The sequence below is a fragment of the Providencia sp. PROV119 genome, assembly GCF_028482435.1.
GTDB classification, from domain to species: Bacteria; Pseudomonadota; Gammaproteobacteria; order Enterobacterales; family Enterobacteriaceae; genus Providencia; species Providencia stuartii.
In genome coordinates, this window is record NZ_JAMPQL010000002.1 from 46582 (window position 1) to 65235 (window position 18654).

At 36.9% G+C, this 18654-nt stretch carries 19 protein-coding genes and 2 pseudogenes; 7 read left to right on the plus strand and 14 right to left on the minus strand.

What is annotated here, in order from left to right:
* Positions 1-15 precede the first annotated feature (15 nt).
* Positions 16-744 (minus strand): fimbrial biogenesis chaperone, encoded by a 729-nt coding sequence (locus tag PSF11_RS02530; protein ID WP_004919944.1) that lies wholly within the window; start codon positions 742-744, stop codon positions 16-18.
* 80 nt (positions 745-824) lie between these two features.
* Positions 825-1352 carry a fimbrial protein gene (locus PSF11_RS02535; protein WP_004919941.1) on the minus strand — a complete coding sequence of 176 codons (528 nt, stop codon included), beginning with the start codon at positions 1350-1352 and terminating at the stop codon, positions 825-827.
* A 910-nt stretch (positions 1353-2262) separates the two neighbouring features.
* Here PSF11_RS02535 and tnpA point away from each other — a divergent pair.
* Positions 2263-2526 (plus strand): annotated as a pseudogene (tnpA, locus tag PSF11_RS02540) (IS200/IS605 family transposase); the annotation flags it as partial.
* A gap of 9 nt (positions 2527-2535) precedes the next feature.
* Here the strand turns inward: tnpA and PSF11_RS02545 are convergent.
* The 3 genes and pseudogenes from PSF11_RS02545 to PSF11_RS02555 all read right to left on the minus strand — a co-directional run.
* Positions 2536-2652, minus strand: a pseudogene (locus tag PSF11_RS02545) (ArsR family transcriptional regulator); the annotation flags it as partial.
* A gap of 164 nt (positions 2653-2816) precedes the next feature.
* Entirely contained in the window at positions 2817-3914 is a 1098-nt protein-coding gene (locus PSF11_RS02550) for an alkene reductase (RefSeq protein WP_072502268.1), read from the minus strand.
* A 53-nt stretch (positions 3915-3967) separates the two neighbouring features.
* Entirely contained in the window at positions 3968-4567 is a 600-nt protein-coding gene (locus PSF11_RS02555; protein WP_040133144.1) for a TetR/AcrR family transcriptional regulator, read from the minus strand.
* Between the two features lie 277 nt (positions 4568-4844).
* On the opposite strand from PSF11_RS02555, the gene aadA36 reads away from it, so the two are divergent.
* A complete protein-coding gene (aadA36, locus tag PSF11_RS02560; protein ID WP_071821194.1) occupies positions 4845-5639 on the plus strand; it encodes an ANT(3'')-I family aminoglycoside nucleotidyltransferase AadA36 in 795 nt (264 codons plus the stop codon).
* A 641-nt stretch (positions 5640-6280) separates the two neighbouring features.
* Positions 6281-7375: a tRNA 2-selenouridine(34) synthase MnmH gene (mnmH, locus tag PSF11_RS02565; RefSeq protein WP_072502993.1), complete on the plus strand. Its 1095-nt coding sequence runs from the start codon at positions 6281-6283 to the stop codon at positions 7373-7375.
* A gap of 82 nt (positions 7376-7457) precedes the next feature.
* Here the strand turns inward: mnmH and PSF11_RS02570 are convergent, their stop codons facing one another.
* A complete protein-coding gene (locus PSF11_RS02570) occupies positions 7458-7721 on the minus strand; it encodes a DUF3811 domain-containing protein (RefSeq protein WP_014658383.1) in 264 nt (87 codons plus the stop codon).
* A gap of 357 nt (positions 7722-8078) precedes the next feature.
* Between PSF11_RS02570 and PSF11_RS02575 the strand changes: the two genes are divergently transcribed.
* Positions 8079-9086 (plus strand): DUF481 domain-containing protein, encoded by a 1008-nt coding sequence (locus tag PSF11_RS02575; RefSeq protein WP_040133142.1) that lies wholly within the window; start codon positions 8079-8081, stop codon positions 9084-9086.
* Positions 9087-9500: 414 nt separating this feature from the next.
* On the opposite strand, the gene hxsA is transcribed toward PSF11_RS02575, so the two are convergent.
* Genes hxsA through hxsD form a run of 4 tightly spaced genes read right to left on the minus strand, consistent with a single transcriptional unit; the run spans position 9501 to position 12820 of the window.
* A complete protein-coding gene (gene hxsA, locus PSF11_RS02580; protein ID WP_004919908.1) occupies positions 9501-10070 on the minus strand; it encodes a His-Xaa-Ser repeat protein HxsA in 570 nt (189 codons plus the stop codon).
* Entirely contained in the window at positions 10067-11170 is a 1104-nt protein-coding gene (gene hxsC, locus PSF11_RS02585) for a His-Xaa-Ser system radical SAM maturase HxsC (RefSeq protein ID WP_072502267.1), read from the minus strand. The genes hxsA and hxsC overlap by 4 nt, the downstream gene beginning before the upstream one ends.
* Positions 11163-12548: a His-Xaa-Ser system radical SAM maturase HxsB gene (gene hxsB, locus PSF11_RS02590; protein ID WP_072502266.1), complete on the minus strand. Its 1386-nt coding sequence runs from the start codon at positions 12546-12548 to the stop codon at positions 11163-11165. The genes hxsC and hxsB overlap by 8 nt, the downstream gene beginning before the upstream one ends.
* Entirely contained in the window at positions 12545-12820 is a 276-nt protein-coding gene (hxsD, locus tag PSF11_RS02595) for a His-Xaa-Ser system protein HxsD (RefSeq protein WP_072502265.1), read from the minus strand. The genes hxsB and hxsD overlap by 4 nt, the downstream gene beginning before the upstream one ends.
* Positions 12821-13128: 308 nt before the next feature.
* On the opposite strand from hxsD, the gene PSF11_RS02600 reads away from it, so the two are divergent.
* From PSF11_RS02600 to PSF11_RS02610, 3 genes are all read left to right on the plus strand, one after another.
* Entirely contained in the window at positions 13129-13551 is a 423-nt protein-coding gene (locus PSF11_RS02600; protein WP_036940287.1) for a VOC family protein, read from the plus strand.
* A 359-nt stretch (positions 13552-13910) separates the two neighbouring features.
* Entirely contained in the window at positions 13911-14153 is a 243-nt protein-coding gene (locus PSF11_RS02605; protein ID WP_004919892.1) for a zinc ribbon domain-containing protein, read from the plus strand.
* Positions 14154-14189: 36 nt separating this feature from the next.
* On the plus strand, positions 14190-14762 hold the full coding sequence (locus tag PSF11_RS02610; protein ID WP_004919889.1) for a class I SAM-dependent methyltransferase: 573 nt from the start codon (positions 14190-14192) through the stop codon (positions 14760-14762).
* A gap of 94 nt (positions 14763-14856) precedes the next feature.
* Here PSF11_RS02610 and PSF11_RS02615 read toward each other — a convergent pair whose 3' ends face one another.
* From PSF11_RS02615 to alkB, 4 genes are all read right to left on the minus strand, one after another.
* A complete protein-coding gene (locus tag PSF11_RS02615; RefSeq protein ID WP_004919887.1) occupies positions 14857-15318 on the minus strand; it encodes a YaiI/YqxD family protein in 462 nt (153 codons plus the stop codon).
* A gap of 81 nt (positions 15319-15399) precedes the next feature.
* Entirely contained in the window at positions 15400-16155 is a 756-nt protein-coding gene (locus tag PSF11_RS02620) for a DUF4184 family protein (protein ID WP_060561022.1), read from the minus strand.
* A gap of 202 nt (positions 16156-16357) precedes the next feature.
* Positions 16358-17383 (minus strand): threonine aldolase family protein, encoded by a 1026-nt coding sequence (locus tag PSF11_RS02625; protein WP_072502264.1) that lies wholly within the window; start codon positions 17381-17383, stop codon positions 16358-16360.
* A 221-nt stretch (positions 17384-17604) separates the two neighbouring features.
* Positions 17605-18237: a DNA oxidative demethylase AlkB gene (gene alkB / locus PSF11_RS02630; protein ID WP_072502263.1), complete on the minus strand. Its 633-nt coding sequence runs from the start codon at positions 18235-18237 to the stop codon at positions 17605-17607.
* Positions 18238-18654 lie beyond the last annotated feature (417 nt).

Here is an 18654-nt window from a genome sequence, read left to right on the forward strand (position 1 = left end):
ACTAAGGTGGATAATTTATGGTTTCGTATGTTCAACATAGCCCCCTAAATCATTAATAGTTACCCAAGTGATTGGGCCTGTATTCACAGTTGTCGGATAAATTATATTGCTAAAAGGCGCCACCATCGTGTTGTTCTTTTTAGCTGAAATATCTATATGCTTATTACCAACTTTTAAAGATGCTAATGTAATATAATAAGGAGAGTTATTTGTGACTTGCACACCGCCTTGAACTGCTGAAAACGTCAAACTTTCTTGTGCTTTATCAGAAGTCTGAACTAACCCAGTTGGGCGATAAAATACTTTAATCACATTTTCTATTGCAATTTTTACATCACCTTTCATATTTGAAACATCCAACTCTGAATTTTTTTCACTGCGTGCGATTGCTCTTGCATGTAAGTAATAAATTGATTCACGATCTTTCGGTAAATTCATTGAGCTAGAGGTTTCAGTAATACGAACATCTCGCTGTTGTCCCGGCTTCAAATAGAGCATAGGAGGAAGAATATCAAATACCTTCTCTTGGGTAGAATCACTAGGTGTTTTCGTTAAATATACCTGAACCAGATATTCTTCGTTCTCTGTACTATTGCGAACAGTTACCGGAATAGATTGGCTATTTTGTGGAAAAACAATTCGAGTAGTATTAAGGCCTACCCCAGCAGCTGATAGTCCTGTAATTTCAAGACCAAATATCATCATTCCAATTATTGAGTATCTGATAGTTGACATCAAATTCATAATTTATCTCCAATAGTCATTCTATTAAGTAACAAGTAATAAATGAGATGGCCATTTCTGCCATCTCATTTAAATAATTATTATTCGTAGCTTACAGAGAATGTAATTGGAGCATCAATGCGTTGTGAAGCAGGAGTTCCTACTGTTGAATATAAGCCAACGTTCATTGCGATTGAAGCAGAAGAACCTTGAGCTAATCCAGTCACAGAAGTTAAATCAACACTTGTGTTAGGTTTAACTGGTTTAGAATCAGCAGTTAATTTAACACCAACAGTTGCATTTGCAGTGTTGTTGAAGTAATCACCATTCGCGTCCAATGCAGTTCCTTTAGCAAATAATTGAACTGATGCACCGGTTTGATCTTTGCTACAATTAGTTAATTGTAGAGTGAAGTCTTTTGCACTTGAAGCAATATCACCAGCTGCTGTAATATCCGCAGAAATGTGAGTACCTAAGTCAATATTAGGATTGCTAACACTTAAATCACAGGTTGCAGCTGCGATTTGACCTGAAACATTTACTTGAGCGTTTTGACCTGCAGAAGCAGCACCAGCGAATCCTAAGCCAGCAGCAACACATAGAGCAATCATATTTTTTTGATTAAACATAATAAGACCTTAAATATTTATTAATAATTGGGTGTAAGTTAATATTTATCCTACGATTACAACACCCTTTTTAATCGCAGGACTTAAATAGAAATGAATTGATTTCAACTTAATGAATAGGCTGATCGATTCTTTTCCTGTTTTCTTTTAAAGAAATTTATTTTTAAACTCTAAATTCATGTTTTCCATATACACTCATATTTCCATATTGACATCCACGTTTAATTAATTGAAAAAAACTTAACTTACTTAATTAACGGGATTGGCGAAGATTCTAATCCAAAAAAAATTTTTTTCTAGAGTGAATATTCATGCAGTGAGTAAGCAAATGTAATTGTCTTTTATTTTTAATAATTCAATCGTTAAATATTCTTCATTAAAAATGAGAGTTAAACGTTCAATTGTCCCTATAGTTGTTCTTAACTATAATTTAACACTCACTTAACTTGCTCATATTGTGCGCACCACCACCAATGAACAATAATCATATGAATAAAAAGACATTTTTAATCTTTTAACTTTAAAATGATTTGACTTAAAAAATTATCATCAACAAAAAAACAACACATAATGCATAATAAAAATTGAAACTCATAAACCCCGCTATTAAGGTTTAGTATTGAATTAAAAACAGATTTTTCTTAAAATTTTTTATTGTTTTATTGAAATATATGTTTACATTTATTTACTAACACATAAATATAATAACCTATTTTCTGAGTATTTTTTTAATTTAACTAGAATTTTTTTACTGCCAAATATCAGAATATATCCCTTAAGTATAAAATGATGTGTAAATACTCAATCCGTATCCTTAAATTTAAAAAAATCATATAGTGAAGTAATGTTACTATTATGTAGTGTATCGAAAGCATTTCTAGTTAGATAAGGTATTAGTAATCAGTTGCTAATACTCATGCTGTTGGACATTTCGCCTCAAATGAGTGTTTCGAGCTTTATGGGATATTTAAAAGGGAAAAGTAGCCTAATGCTTTATGAACAGTTCGGCGATTTAAAGTTTAAATATCGTAAAAGAGAATTTTGGTGCGGAGGATACTCTGTTGATACGGTGGGTAAGAATACGAAACGAATACAAGAATACATAAAACATCAATTAGAACAGGATAAATTGGGTAAACAATTGTCGACCCCTTATCTATGTACCGTGTTTTGAATCAAGTCATAAACCGGAGCTACGTGGCATTGCAAGATGGCGAGATGTTTTTGGCTGAGAAAAATCTAATACCGTATAAATATCACATACGCATAACTCTCCCGATACGTTTAGCCGCAGTACAATATCTCATCTCGCTTGGTCACTTAATAATTTGAATAATTGTAATGGTTCCACATCCACTTCTTTATCATGTTATCAATTTATACCAACCTAACATATACGTTAATTCATATATATGTGAGTGTTAAATATTAGCGGCGAGTTATCGCCGCTATCAACATTAATACTCAGAGAGATGGATAATCTGTATACCCTTCTGCGCCACCACCATAAAAGCTTTCAGGGCGCTGAGGATTGAGTGCAGCTTTATTTTTAAGGCGAACGACGAGATCAGGGTTAGCAATAAAATCACGACCAAATGCAACAGCATCAATCAACCCTTTCTCGATTAAATTTTCTGCCTTTTCTGTAGTGTAAGCGCCAGCACCAATGATCACACCGTGGAAGCGTTCACGCACTTTTTGACGGAAATCATCAGTATATGGTTGACCGCCCGCCCAATCAGGTTCAGACAGATGCAAATAGGCAATATGACGTTTGTCTAGCTCTTCAATGAGATACAGGGCATCGTCAACTTCATTCGGCCCATTATCGGTATTTTGAAATGTACCTATAGGTGAGATACGGATCCCAATATGTTCAGACCCCCATTCCGCACAAACTGCATCAACAACATCTAAAAGAAAACGAGCACGATTTTCCCTTGTTCCACCATATTGGTCAGTACGGTGATTCGCGGATGGAGAGAGAAATTGATGCAGTAAATAACCGTGAGCAGCATGCAATTCAGCCATATCAAAACCTGCTTCCCGTGCATTAACAACCGCTTGACGGAAGTCATTAACGATCGCTGGAATTTCTTCTGTTTCTAATGCACGAGGCATGGATGTATCGACACGGATAGCACGGCCATTTTCATCGCGTAATGATGTCCGTGTTCCTGCACTTATTGCTGAAGGTGCGACGGGAGCTAACCCATTAGGCTGAAGGCTAACATGAGAAATTCGCCCGGTATGCCACAATTGAACAGCAATACGCCCTCCTGCTTCATGAACCGTTGAAGTGATTTTTTTCCATGCAGCGATTTGCTCGGCGCTATGTAGCCCTGGAGCTCCGGCATAGCCTTTTGATTGTGCAGAAATTTGAGTCGCCTCTGAAATGATCAACCCAGCGGTGGCACGTTGGCGATAATATTCCCCCATTAATGGAGTCGGAATATCGCCGGGTTCAATGCTACGTAAACGGGTTAGTGGTGCCATAAAAATACGATTTGGTGCGGTTAGTGTACCCACTTTAAGAGGTGTAAATAGTTTTTTCTGTGACATAAAAGCTCCAGATTAGACCGGTCGACTAGTAATTGAGTAAATAAAAACGCCTGTTAACTTTCAGGCGCTGCAATCATTTTTTCCACATAGGCCAGTGCGCTTTCCATCGGCTTATTACTACGCGATATTTTTGCCTGTAAATTTGCACCTAACCATAAAGAATAAAGAACCCGTGCGACAGATAGTGACTCCCCTGAAAAATTCAGTGATTTTTCATCACGTCCATTTTCCAGTGTTTGTGCCAGTAGCGCGATGACTTGGCTCACACCTTGATCCATCGCAATGTTCATATCTTCTGATAGATCACATACCTCTGCTGATAACTTCACCGTCAAACAGCCTGTTGTATGATCAAACTGGCAAGTGTTGTTTAACATTTTTCCATAATAGGCAAGTAAACGATCACGATAATTACCTGCTCCATGCTCGAAGTGCTTCACCAACTTTTGTAGATAGCCGGCGTAATAGTGCTCTAACATCGCAACACCAAAAGCTTCTTTAGAGCGGAAATAATGATAAAACGACCCTTTTGGTACTTCTGCCGTTTTTAGCAACTCACTTAGCCCCATTCCAGTAAAACCACGCTGAAGACAAAGGCGCTCACCAGTGACAAGAAGATGTTCCCGGGTATCATGTTCAGTCTTTCTGTTCATATCGACAATGTAATAGACCGATCGGTCTGATGCAAGATTTATTTTGTTTATTATACATGACAAAATTATTAACTCTGAAAATATCACAGGTTTTCAAAGGTAAAATTTTTTATTTGTACTACTCGTGGTAGCATGGGCGTGTATTAAACGCGCCAGTATTTTGAAAATGTAATACTGTAATTACCCAAATCCTCATTCTGCCATATTCTGATTTGTTGATGACTTATTAGTGTATGATCCTGTTGATAAAATTAATAACAAAGACACTAAAACTAATATGAATTTTGAACATATTGATACTAGCATACTGCAACAAGTTAAATCCGCCTGTCAGCTCATTGACAAACACCTTGGCGAGATACTAAATAGTATTTACCTTTATGGCTCCACATTACATGGTGGCCTAAAACCTCTTAGTGATATTGACTTACTCGTTACTGTCGATGCCCCTCTTTCAGAGCAGCAACGTCAACAATTGATGAGCGAACTTTTAACGGTTTCGGCTTGGCCAGGTTCCGATCCAAAACAACGCGCGTTAGAGGTAACAGTCTTACTTAATGAATCAGTTAAGAAATGGCATTACCCTCCTCGCCGTGAATTACAATTTGGCGAGTGGCTTAGAGATGATATTGTTTCAGGGATATTTGAGCCGCCTCAAATCGACCCTGATATCGCTATTTTACTGACTAAAGTTCACCAGCACAGCATTGCAATACTAGGTAACGATGCTGCTCACTCTTTTCCGCCTATTCCGTTCAGTGATTTATCAAAAGCGCTAAAAGCGACACTAGAACAATGGAACGATCAGGACGACTGGGAACATGATGAATGTAATATTATTCTCGCCTTAGCACGCATTTTGTATACCTTGTCGACACAAAAAATTGCCTCCAAATCAGAGGCTGCGGATTGGTTATTACATAGGATTAATACCCCCTCACACTATCAATTGTTGTCAGCGGCACAACGAACCTATTTAACCGGTGAGACCTTTGATGTTTCAAACTCAAAAGCAATCGAAGATTTTATTCTTACAATAAAATCTCAATGTGAAGAGCGGCTTGCAAAGTAAAAACTCAAAAAAATCATTTCTATGGCGTTTATATGATACAAAAACACAAGGGCTAGCAAAAATACGCCCTCATAGTTGCTGACGGTTATGATTATCCAACCGACTCGTCAGATATTGATGACTGGATTACCTGTGGTGTAAATTATGATGAATGGGATATTACACCATTCATCCACTGTATTGATGACAAAATTGCTTAAGGTAAATTTAATTACATCCTCTTAGGTTACCCTTTTGCAAAAGCACATCCTGTATTAGCTAATAAAATTTCATATGCCTTCTTTTAGAAACCCCATTAGATATCACTTTATCTCGACGCATTTTACGGAACCGCCAAAACGCAATTCGCCATGAAATTTTTGTAAATATCAGCGAATAGTTTCGCGGCCTTCTTATGTTGCGATACAGGAAAGAGAAAAAAACGACAGTGATTACATTATTGACGGTATGTTACCCTTAGAAGAAATAGTGAAATTGATCTTAGAAAAGATCTCTTAAAATACAAAATAGCATAACAAATGTGACAGCGTCACTAATGTGGCTGGCTGATTGTCTAAGAGCCAGCCTTATGATTGCGTGCCTTCATTCCAACATGGGAGTATAGTAGTCGCTTCGATTGGATTGATATCACCGTTTTTATTATGGAATTAACTCCTTTAGTGAAAAATATTCGACAGATCCTAGCCACAGATACACCAATAATTGATGTTCGCGCGCCTATTGAATTTAAACAAGGCTCAATGCCAGCAGCTCATAATTTGCCTTTAATGAATGATGCAGAGCGTGCAGCCGTTGGGACCTGTTACAAACAGCAAGGTTCGAAAAAAGCGGTCGAATTAGGCCACCAATTGGTTAATGGTGCCATTCGCTCAGAACGACTAGCCGCATGGCATAAAGCTTGCCAACAATTTCCCCAAGGCTATATCTGCTGTGCTCGAGGTGGCATGCGTTCACACATTGTTCAGCAATGGCTACGTGAAATCGGTATTGAATACCCATTAATTGTTGGTGGTTATAAAGCCTTACGACAGACAGTTATTGAGTTAACAAAAGAGTTAGTACAACGACCGATTGTCCTTATTGGTGGGTGTACTGGTAGTGGAAAAACAACAATGGTACGTAAACTGCCGGATGGTATTGATCTTGAGGGTATCGCTCATCATAGAGGTTCTTCTTTTGGTCGCACACTACAACAGCAATATTCGCAAGCTACATTTGAAAATCATCTTGCTGTTGAACTGCTGAAAAAATCACAACAATATTCCCGCTGGGTCATCGAAGATGAAGGCCGTGCAATTGGTGCAAATAGCCTCCCTCAACCTTTACGTACCCAAATGGCACAAGCACCATTAGTGGTCGTTGAAGATCCATTTGAATTACGCTTAGAGCGGCTTAAAGCTGAGTATTTTGATCGTATGACTCACGACTTTTTAAGTACTTATGGTGAAGAGCAAGGCTGGGAGGCTTACAGTGAATACTTGCATCATGGCATATCGGCAATTCGTCGTCGTTTAGGTACACAACGCGCGGCAGAACTCAGCACCTTGCTAGATAGCGCATTAATCGAACAACAAAAAAGCGGCTCAACAGAGGCCCATTTTGCTTGGTTATGCCCCCTACTTCATGAATATTACGACCCAATGTACCACTATCAACTCGAGAAAAAACAAGATCGAATTATATATCGTGGTTGCTATGAGGATGTTTTACAGTGGCTTACCGCTAATGCGTTTTAAAAGAAATGAGCCTACTTACAGAGCCAATCTCATCCCTCTGTAAGTAGTAATAAGTTCTATTGGTCAATTCAAGGTAGTACAGTTAACGGAAACCTCGCCGATGGTTATGTGTTGACCAACTGTATGTTTCATCACTAGCAGCTAACTTGTCTTTCCTTTTTTGTGCCCTCGCTTTTTTCGCTGCTAATTCAACTTCCCTTGATATTTCAGCAACAATTTCATTTTTTACCCTACTGTGCTCCGCATTGGTTAATTCACGCCCCAATTTCTTTCTCTCTTGACCGAGCCGCGTATTTACTCTAACCCGTTGAGCATCGGTCATTTCTTGCAGCGTTAACATTTTCATTGGTTCACCTCTGTCATCGCGTAGGAGTTAATAATATAGCACTCAAACTGCTAAAAAGGTGGTCATATAGATCAATTTTACGATATCAATCATTCTTTTTCTGATGGCCTTATTGACCCTAGCTTGATAAATACCCGTGATTTTTTAAAAGCAAACCAATGGGATTTTTATTAATGCCAAACCAAAAAATACTTAAGTGATATTTATTTTTCACCCTCTTTGAGAGTTAAATAAATTTATACTTTAGTAAATGAAAATAAATATACCGCCTAGTTGAGTAAAGGCTATTGATATCGAATTTTATCGGCGTTACGGTTAAGTGATTGATATCACTAGCACAGCATGAGGTTTAATTTAATGCGATATTTAGCAATTTTAATTATAGGTTCAATTACAACCTCTGCTTATGCTGATAATATCTATTTGAAAAATGGAGATTCTCTGTCAGGAATGATAAGTATTATTGATGATAATAAGGTGCTTATTAAAACCAGTTATGCTGGAGAATTAAGGGTCAAACTAAATGATATAAAGACATTTGATATTGATGAACCGGTCGTTATCAAACTGCGTTCTCCAGATAAATGGCAACAAATCGATGCAATTGAAGCGTCAAAAGAAGGCGAAATAATCCTAATTAGTGGTGATAAGCATCAAAAAATGAGAATTAACGATGATTTGGTTTTAAGTAAAAAACTAGAGGGTACTCCCCTAAAACAAACAAAAATCACGGGTGGAATAAATGCAGGCGCTACCTATAATAAAGGGGCCTCAAGCAGTGAGAAATATTCATTCGATGCCAATATGCAAATATCGGCGAAAGATTGGCGCCATGGATTAAATGGTGCAATGCTCCGGAATAAAGATGACCATAACGTCAGTAGTTATTACTACAATTTAGGTTATGAATTAGACTATTTTATTAATCCATCTTTCTTCTGGCGTGGCTCACTTAATTATCAACATGATTGGATCGAAGACATAAAATCCAAAGGTGGTGTTGGCACAGGCCCTGGTTGGCAAGTATGGAATACCGAGCTAAGTTCGCTTTCATTTACTGGCCTTCTCAGTTATCAACACATGACATATCGCAATGGGGTCAATGATAATTATATGCAAGGGTCATTGGCTTGGGATTTTAACCAATACCTATTTGCTAAAACAATAAGCATCTACACCAAAGGTCGTATTGGTCGAGGATTTAATAATGATGTGAGCCTCGATTTAAATGCTCGACTTGGCATGATGTATCACTTAACCGATGGACTAAATTTGAATGCCAGTATTATTAGAGAAAAAATCAATGCAGATAAAGGTGATTCTAACAATACCAACTATACCATCGGTGTTGGATATAAATGGTAACTGCTATCATTGTTTATCGTATACATACGATGTTTACACTGAGTGATATTTAGTTAATATCTGTTATGTTGGATCTTAGGCTAATCAACTGATAATTCATAGCTATTGCCATCAGCATCTTCAGCGATAAGTTCGCCATAACCATCCCATTCAACATCAACATCCACTTCTTCACCATCTGAATTAGTTATTATACCTGTTCCGTATTTCCCTTGAATATCAATATTCCCGCTGACACTTTCACCATAATCATCTGTTCCAGAAACATCATAATTATACCCATATGGTGAACCTGTACCATAACGATAATTGTAGAGGTAATCATCAGCATATACGATGCCAGAAAAAAGAATGTTAATATAAAAAGAAAATAGCCCTTCATTAAATATCCTTACATGGCAACATTAGCCTTGATTAGTTTGATGCATATATTCCCAAGGAATTCAGCAGTTCTGCATCTATAAACACATTAAGCGGTAACCCGTATGTTTGTCGATAACGCGTTATCGCGTTTCTAGTTGCAGGCCCCATCACACCATCTATTACCCCATCAAAATAATTTCTCTCAAAAAGTGCATATTGAACCCGCATCACCAATCTTTTACGTTGTTCTGCTGTTAGTGTTGATTGCCTAATATTTGCTGCATAGTCATTTTTGTTAGCTGAATTTTGTGCATTTCCAGATAAATTACGCTGTTGATTATTTGTCGCTGGAGCCGAATAAGATGGTGTTACAGGAGCCGAACGATAATAACCACCACCCGAGGAAGAACGATGAGAACTGTGGCTACGATGGCTTCGATGTGAACTATGACTTCGATGACCTGCAATATATATTGGCGTTTCAGTATTTAAAGGAGCAAAAATAAGATCATCGGGTTGATAAGATTGTTCATTTTTAAACGTAATCGCAGAGTCTGCAAATACTTGATTATTTAGCACAAGAAACCCAGGTAATAATGCTGCTAAATTCCATTTTTTCATACTATAACTCTCGGTGGTTGGTGGTATTGACCATAAGATGAACTAAAATACCCTCCACATTCGCCCATCATTTTGCAGTGAAGGCAATCATCAGGATAGTAATTCTTCCAATCAGATATTGATTGAACACTATACTGCCATAGATCCTGTGAGATATGACAGAGGGGATAATTAAATAATACAATAGGTAATTGAGATCTTTCTGCGATATCAATCGCTTTTTGTAGTGATTCAAGATAGGTCTCAGGATTTACGTAAAGCGATTTCCAATTTTTACGAGCCCACCCTGTCGCTTCCAAATTCATTACTGAAATTTGATTGATGTTTGAAAAAACACGTCCTGCCATTTCAACAACAGCATATAGATCTGAATAATTATAGTTTGTAGGAATAAATCTTAATTCTATGTTTAATCCACTGTTACCAGAATTGATAATGCCTGATATTGTTTCTTCAAATGCACCATCACTTGATACTAGTTTATTGTGTATACTTGCTGAGGCTGAATATAGCGGGATCCCAAAAGTAATAGGAAGCTCTTTTGCAATATTTGCTACTTGTTTTGTAAACATTAAATCTTTAAATGCTCTGCCATTCGTCAGAATATGTAATGCTGTTTTTGGCGTATTATTTTTAACACGCTCCAAAAACTCAATAAATTCAATCCCATAAAGCAAAGGCTCACCGCCACTAATTCCAATAACTCCTTCTAATTTAAATGCAGCTAACGCTTGTGTAGCAACATCTAATAACCAACTATCGGATATATTCTTAGGTGGCTGAGAGCAGAATAAACATAAGTTATTACATCTTTCTGTCAGCAATAGCGTATTATGATTGGCTTTTCTAGAAAGAATAATTCTCATTTTGTTCATTGTTACAGAAGCAATATCACCACTTTCGATTGAATGATATAATGTTTCATCCGCTATAACATGTTTCACTCCAGCAGTATGGTATTCTGCACTCTTTTCCTTAACGACTAGGATATTATCAAAATAAAACTCAGGGCTAGATAGCTGGTCCTTATATAGCTGGTAATATCCAGCAGGAATTGGCTCAAGTAATATAAATTGATCATTTCTTACAACGTTAGGCATAAGACCATTCCTTTAGAATCTTTGCATCTTCATTGTTTTTTATTATTTTAGATAATAAGAGATTAAACATACCTTTATGATATAAACAGAAACGCGATAAGCTTTTATTACCGATAGGCTCACCGAATAGGCTAATATTTTGGCATGGGTCAACGCCACAAAAAGGTTGATACGCACAATTATCACATCCGACATGGAGCATATTCAGTGAGTCAGACAGCAATTGATGGTAGATAGGATTTTGTGAAAATATAAGCTGCTCTATATCTCCAATGGAAAAATCAATATCAGGATGGACTTTTTGTAACATTCTAGTCTCATCACTACCATATAGCTTTCCATCATAATTAAATAGTAAGCTATTGAAAATCAATCCACTAGGTGATTTCAAATCTGCGTATCCAGCAAAATTTGGATTATTTATTCTTTTAATGTGGATTGCAGCAGAATGTTCGACAAATGGAATTCCTTGCTTATTTTTTTCAAGAACAAGCTCTAATAGTTTGGAATAAAAAGCAAGATACTCATCAATAGTGTAATCCTCTTTGTTTTTAGCGAATCCATAAGGACTAATAGGCCGAATAAAAATATCGAATATTTCTAACGATTGATGTGCATCCAGTAGCAAATGTGGGGAGTCAAGTAAAGCTTTTGTCACTGTGGTCACTGTTGCAACATGTGATTTACCAAGCGCTTTCTGTAATTTTTTAATATTATTTTCAACGAGTTGAAATGAATTGCCATTGGGTAAAATTCTATTCTTATTATGGATAGATTCCGTTCCATCAAGAGAAACCGAATAATAGATAGGTTTATTGATAGACCAATCAATCATATCATCGTTAAGCAAAGATAGACTTGATGTAATAACAAATTCAATATTTTCTTCCCCAAGTACTATCACGGCTTCTTGATATATTTTTTTTATTAAATCAAAACGTAGTAGAGGCTCCCCTCCCTGAATTTCTATTTTGTATGGTTTAGATGAAAGCTTTTTTATTAATGATATTATTTTAGGGATTTTTTCTTCTTTAAGATCAAAATTTTTGGCTGATAATGAGGCGCGGCTAACTTGGCAATATTTACACGTATGATCGCATCTGAGAGTCGGTACTATCATAAAAATAGGAGAAAATTTGATCTCATTTGTTATTTTTTTTCCAAGTGCTGAAGAAAGCATCTTCTCTGCTAACAAAACATTATTGCTAATAAATAGCTTTTCTATTAGTTCTTTGTTTAGTTGCTCATTCGATGTTGCATGTTCGTTAACTAGCTCAAAAAAATTTTCAGACTTTAGCGTGGTCGAATACCCCGCAAGATTACTTATGAAAAAATCTTCTTCACTTATTTTTTCAAAATTAAAAGGTAAAAGATTCATTGAGATAAACGCTCATCAATACTGGCCAATACTTTACTCATAATCGAGCTTCTGATATCTCTTGTCTTTATATCAATCTGTTCTCTTAAAGTATAATCATTCAATAGGCGATTAAATTGAAATAAAGCATCATCATTACAGTCTTTAAAGGACACCTCATACGTAGTGTCTTTTTCTGTCAATGTCCATTCTGTTATTGATGTCATCCAGTATAACGACTGTCTTATGACAGAGATCGAATACTGTTCTTTTTGTAGGGTTAGTCTATTCATTGTACATAACTAGTTATAAAATTAAAAAATATACCTTAAGTTTAAGGGGATTTAATTTGGAATTCTCTTAAAGACTAAGGCAAATAATACCAACCAATTTTTTTACTTATAGTTAACAATAAAATCCAAACATCTTAAATCTATTTAAATTTTGCTCATCTGCCATTCTCAATAGCGTAATAACATCGATGGGTAACTTATACCTTATTGATAGATATTAGAATAAAATTGACTCAAAACGCCCTCGATATTTTATTAATTTGCTTGTATTTTCAAAGTGGCTGGATCCCAAAAAGGAAATGATAGCAATGAAATTAACACAACTTTGGCGCAAGCACCCTTCAAGCGAGCATTTAACTACCCCACGTGTGATGGCTCGTGTTTTCGTGAAGCAAGGTGAATTAGAAAGTAGCATTGCGTTTTACGAACAACTGCAACAAGTCACTATAGACGGTTTTTTCCCTTTCCCTGAGCACCAACTGCGTCTTGCCATGGTAGGTGCTTTCTTGATCATTGAAGGGCCAGATGACAAATTGGCCCCCTTTACGAGTACTCATACGACATTCCTCGTTGATGATGTGCAACCTTATTACGATAAATTAGTCGAACAAGGCGCGAAAATTATTTTCCCACTACAAGATGTACCAACCGGAAGGGCTTTTAATGCAGTTCATCCCGATGGCACAGTTATTGAATATGTTCATCACCGCCCAAATCATGAGGGCCAATAACCACAGTACAGAACACATTGACAACCCAACATCTTAATAGCGTCAGCGCTTAATTTCTCTCGCGCTTATAACTGTTTTACAATAAGCGCTTTGAGACTTTATATCTCATATGCATAAGTTAAATAAATGACCCTAATATGTACGCCATACACTGATATAAAATTAATCTATTCCTGCCATTAAGCCTACCTCATATTTTATCTTTCTTATTTCTTATAGAGATTTAACTATTAGCGTCAAATTTTGTTATTAAATAAATTTTCAGTGTAATTAATTGTAATTATGCATAAAAATTATTGAGCTTGGTGCTATATCCAAGGTTTATAGTATAAACCTGTTCAACGATGGAGGACTGTATCATGTCATTTCTCAGTTGGTTATTTGGCTTAGGCAAGCATTCTCGATATTCAAAACATGGGCGTTATTCAGGTCATGGCGGTTATTCTAAACATGGTCGCCAACATGACCAATATGAATATCAAAATCGCGATAGCTACTCTGATGTTAATCAGCAATATCAAAATATTATGCGATGTAAACAGTGCAACTCAATCTTAAATAAAGAAGCGAAATTCTGTAGTGAATGTGGTCTACCGGTATAAATAAGAGCCTAAAAAACCCTACTATAGGTACACAATATGAAAATATCTTTTTTTTACCAAATAAATCACTATCCACTTTATATGAAAAATTTTATCGCATCGCCAACTAAGATGGGAACTGTCTTGCCCTCTTCTCGTTGGTTATGTAATACCATGCTCAACAATATTGATTGGAGAAACAGTTATAAAATCGCAGAAATCGGTGCAGGTAACGGTGTTATAACGCAATATATTTTGCAACGAATGTCATCGTTAGCATATTTAGAACTCTATGAAATCAATAATGATTTCATTAAAATTTTGCAGAAGATAGACGATCATCGAACAACAATTCATCATTGCTCAGCAGAATATCTATCGGGTGATTATGATATTGTTATTTCAGGGATCCCTTTTCGTTCACTAAGAAAGAAGATGGGGATGAAAATTCTCAAAAAGGTACAAGAGAGGTTAATAAAAAACAACGGAAGCCTTATATTATTTCAATATACTCAAGGGTGTGAGTCCATGTTCTCACGTTACTTTTCCTTTACCAAAAAGAGGGTTTATCTAAATTTTCCACCAGCTTGGGTGTACACCTGTAAACCAAAATTAGACAGTGACGACTGATCTTCGGATAATAAGAGTACCGTAATGAATATATATGACATGTCACCTTAGAACGGTTTTAACGGCTTTAAGGTGACATCATAAACCCCAACCATTATTGGGTTAATGCTTTCCTACGTTGCAATAACCATTTATCTAGTTCATTTGCAAATTGTTGCCGGTCACGTTGACTTAGACTTGCAGGTCCCCCTGTTTGTACACCGCTTGCCCTCATCGTATCCATAAAGTCTCTAATTGTTAAACGCTCACGAATGGTCGCTTCACTATAGCGCTCTCCCCTTGGATTTAACGCAATAGCGCCTTTTTCCATCACTTCCGCCGCTAAAGGAATATCAGCAGTAATCACTAAATCACCCAATTGTGCACGACGTACTATTTCATTATCTGCCACATCAAACCCTGCTGGAACTTGCAAGGTACGCAAAAAGGCTGAAGGAGGAACGGTTAACCGTTGATTAGCGACGAACGTTATCTGAACTTTCTCGCGATCTGCCGCGCGGTACAGCACTTCTTTAATCACTTTCGGACAGGCGTCAGCATCTACCCAAATAAACATAAAGTTACCCCGTAACTACAATATTAAAGGCTATCTTACCAAGATATAACAGCAAGGTGAGTTTTATTTTACATAGCACTTTTACTTTTCGTTCACGGTGATGAGGGTATATTGTTTCCATAAGGCAAACACAGTTAATAAACCAAAGAAAAATGGAACCGCTAATGTTAATTCGAGGTAGACCAACCGGTTAATATGCAAATGTGGCTCTTTGGGCACTAAATAGTACGCGAGCGGTGCCGCTAAAAAGGCCGAAATAATAGCAATAACAAAAAGGTTTTTAAGTCTATGAATATTTTCCCATTGATTTTCTTGGCTTTGTCGATAATGGTACTGCCAGTATTTATAACACAGATACAGTGCACCGAATAAAGAGCCCGCATGCTGCAATAGCTTATAAATAGCAATCTCTTGGCTATCCGTCATAATATTTAAATTTGATTTAAGAAATGTAAAATGACGAACAACAGCCCCTGTATCATGAGTAAATGAATCCCAAATAATGTGTGTTAGCGCTCCGAGAAAAAATGAAAATATCAGGATGGCGCCATTTTTTGTGCTCCACCGCCAATTTTGGGGAAACTGAAATGGTACCACCTTTGATAACGGAACTCGGAGCCAATAAGTCACAACATAAATAATCAAGCAAATTGGCAGCCCCGTATAAAACCATCCAACGACATGATGGGCTTGTGCCGCTATTTGATACAGCCCAAAAGAATAAAGCAGATCTGGGCTTAAACTCCCCAAAATTAGTGCTGGTAAACTAAGCCATCGACCAAGCTTAGATTGTTTTAATGGAAACACCACTGCTGGGTGAGAAAAAGTCCATGGCATACAAACAATCCCTTACAACAGAAAAACGTTTATTTTGCACTCATGATCCGATTTGTATTATGAGATAAATCGTAAAGCCATTGATATATTAAGCTTATTTCCTATTACGCTATGAGTGCTAAGCTAACAAACTAACTCCATTCGCTCTTATAGCATTAAGCATATCAACCCCAAATTTAATTTCGGGGTTGATAAATTGTTATTAAATTAATGAGTTAAATGTTGAAATAAATCTATCAACATCTTCCTGAGTTGTTGACCAGGAAGTACAAAGGCGCAAACAGCTTTTCCCTGCCTCAGGCTCACAAATCTTACGCAATACGTAATGAGACATCAATTTAGTCGCAAGTTCGTTAGGTAAAACCACAAAAATTTGATTAGATTCTGGTGGCGCAAGGAAACCAAAACCTTTTTCCTCAAAAAGGTTCACTAGCTGTGTCGCTTTATCATTAACATATGCCCCCAATTGAAAAAATAGGTCATCGCTAAACAGTGCATCAAATTGTGCTGCCAACAACCAACCCTTTGCTTGCAAAGCGCCTTTTTGTTTTAGGGTATAGCGAAAATCAGACTTAAGTGCAGGATTTAAAAGCACCAATACTTCTGCTGAAAAAGCGCCTATTTTTGTTCCACCGATATAGAACATATCCGTCATTTGAGCGATTTCTTCGATTGTTAAATCACTCTTGTTCGACATTAATCCAGATGCTAAACGCGCCCCATCCATAAATAGCCACAAACCATATTGATCACAGGCCTCCCTTAGAGCCTGAAGTTCATGTTTACGATATACAGTACCTATTTCTGTTGAGTTACTGATATAGACTAATTTGAGTTGTACTGCATGCTCATCACTATGCTCGGCAAGTACCGCCTGAATATGCTTTGGTTCAAGTTTACCGGAGTCTGAGCTAACGGTGAGGACCTTATGGCCTGTTGCTTCAATAGCCCCTGTTTCATGGGTCGCAATATGCCCAGAATCGACGGCAATTACGGCTTGATGTGGACGCAAAACATGGGAAATGGCTGTTAAATTGGTGATCGTACCACCATTAAAAAAGTGAATATCTGCGTCTGTACGCCCTATTCTAGACTTAATTTTCTCCGCAATTTGTTGAGTATATTTATCTGTTCCATAACCATCAAAACGGCTTCCAACTAAATCATTTAGCGCTTTCATGACTGCGGGGTGTGCTATTTCATTATAATCATTTTGAAAACTGTACATCATTATTCCCAGTGCTGTTTTTGTTAATATTTTTCATAGCACTATTTATATTCGGATACACAGCAATCTTCAATAGCCTGAACGACATCAGTCGTTTTAATGCTGTTTAAACTTTCTCAAGTAGTTTTTAAAATTATTACAACAAAAATTTATGAGCAAAATAAGGGGTTATATTCTTTTTATCTGTATAGACATTATTAGCTTATCAGCGACGTCCTTTTTTACTGGCAACGCCGAAAAGTGATATTGATTCTAAATTCCCCTAAAACCGGATGGCATCCTGCTTTAATGCTACGTACGCCATGGTAATTTAGCCTAGATTTCCCCCCCCAAACCACCACATCACCATGCTCTAATAGTAGTGCTGTCTTGGGCCCTTCACGAGTTAAGCCACCAAAATCAAATGTTGCAGGTAGCCCTAGAGAAAAAGAGACGATCGGTTGAGAAAAATCCATTTCATCTTTGTCTTGATGTAGTGATAATTTTGCCCCAACAGAATAACGATTGATTAAGCATGCATCTGGTGAAAAATGATAAAAACCAGCCATTTCAGCGGCCTTCCTTGCTAATTCGATAAAAATTGTCGGCATTTCGGGCCAAGGCTTATTTGTGACAGGGTCACTCTTTTGGTACCGACAACCTTTATGATCAGTTACCCATCCCCAAGGGCCACAGTTGGTCATCGCCACTGACATACCATATCCACCAGGTGTCACCATATATCGAAAAGGTGATTGCTCTACCACCTCATCAAGTGCTGATATCAATGCCTGCCCATTCCCTAATAAAAAACCTTTTAATAAGAAAGCATCTTCGGCAATTAACAACCTATTGTCTTCATCCGAAAACAGCATATTCACCTCAATCCAAATTAACTAAATAACGTTCATAGTATAACCGGTAATGAGTGATCCGCTTCTCACAAAACTACATTATCATTGCTTTTTAATCTGATGGTTCAAAGCGATTAAGCACAGGTATACCAAGCTATTTTCTCGTTTCTTATAGTACTACATAGTACTACATCCCGACTTTTCTCCCATTATTGGTAAACAAAAATTAATCATTTCAAACATTCCGGCCGATATTAACAGCAGACATCGACGATTAATGTCACAGTTATTGTTTAATAAGCAATAATTTGATTAGCCAATATATTCAACTTAACGCGATTAATTCGAGTTTTTATCTATACTTAAATCTGATTTTGATTTCTTTTCGCTCAAGTTAGAATTTCATTAATCACATTAAAATATTTTATAAAAGTAGAG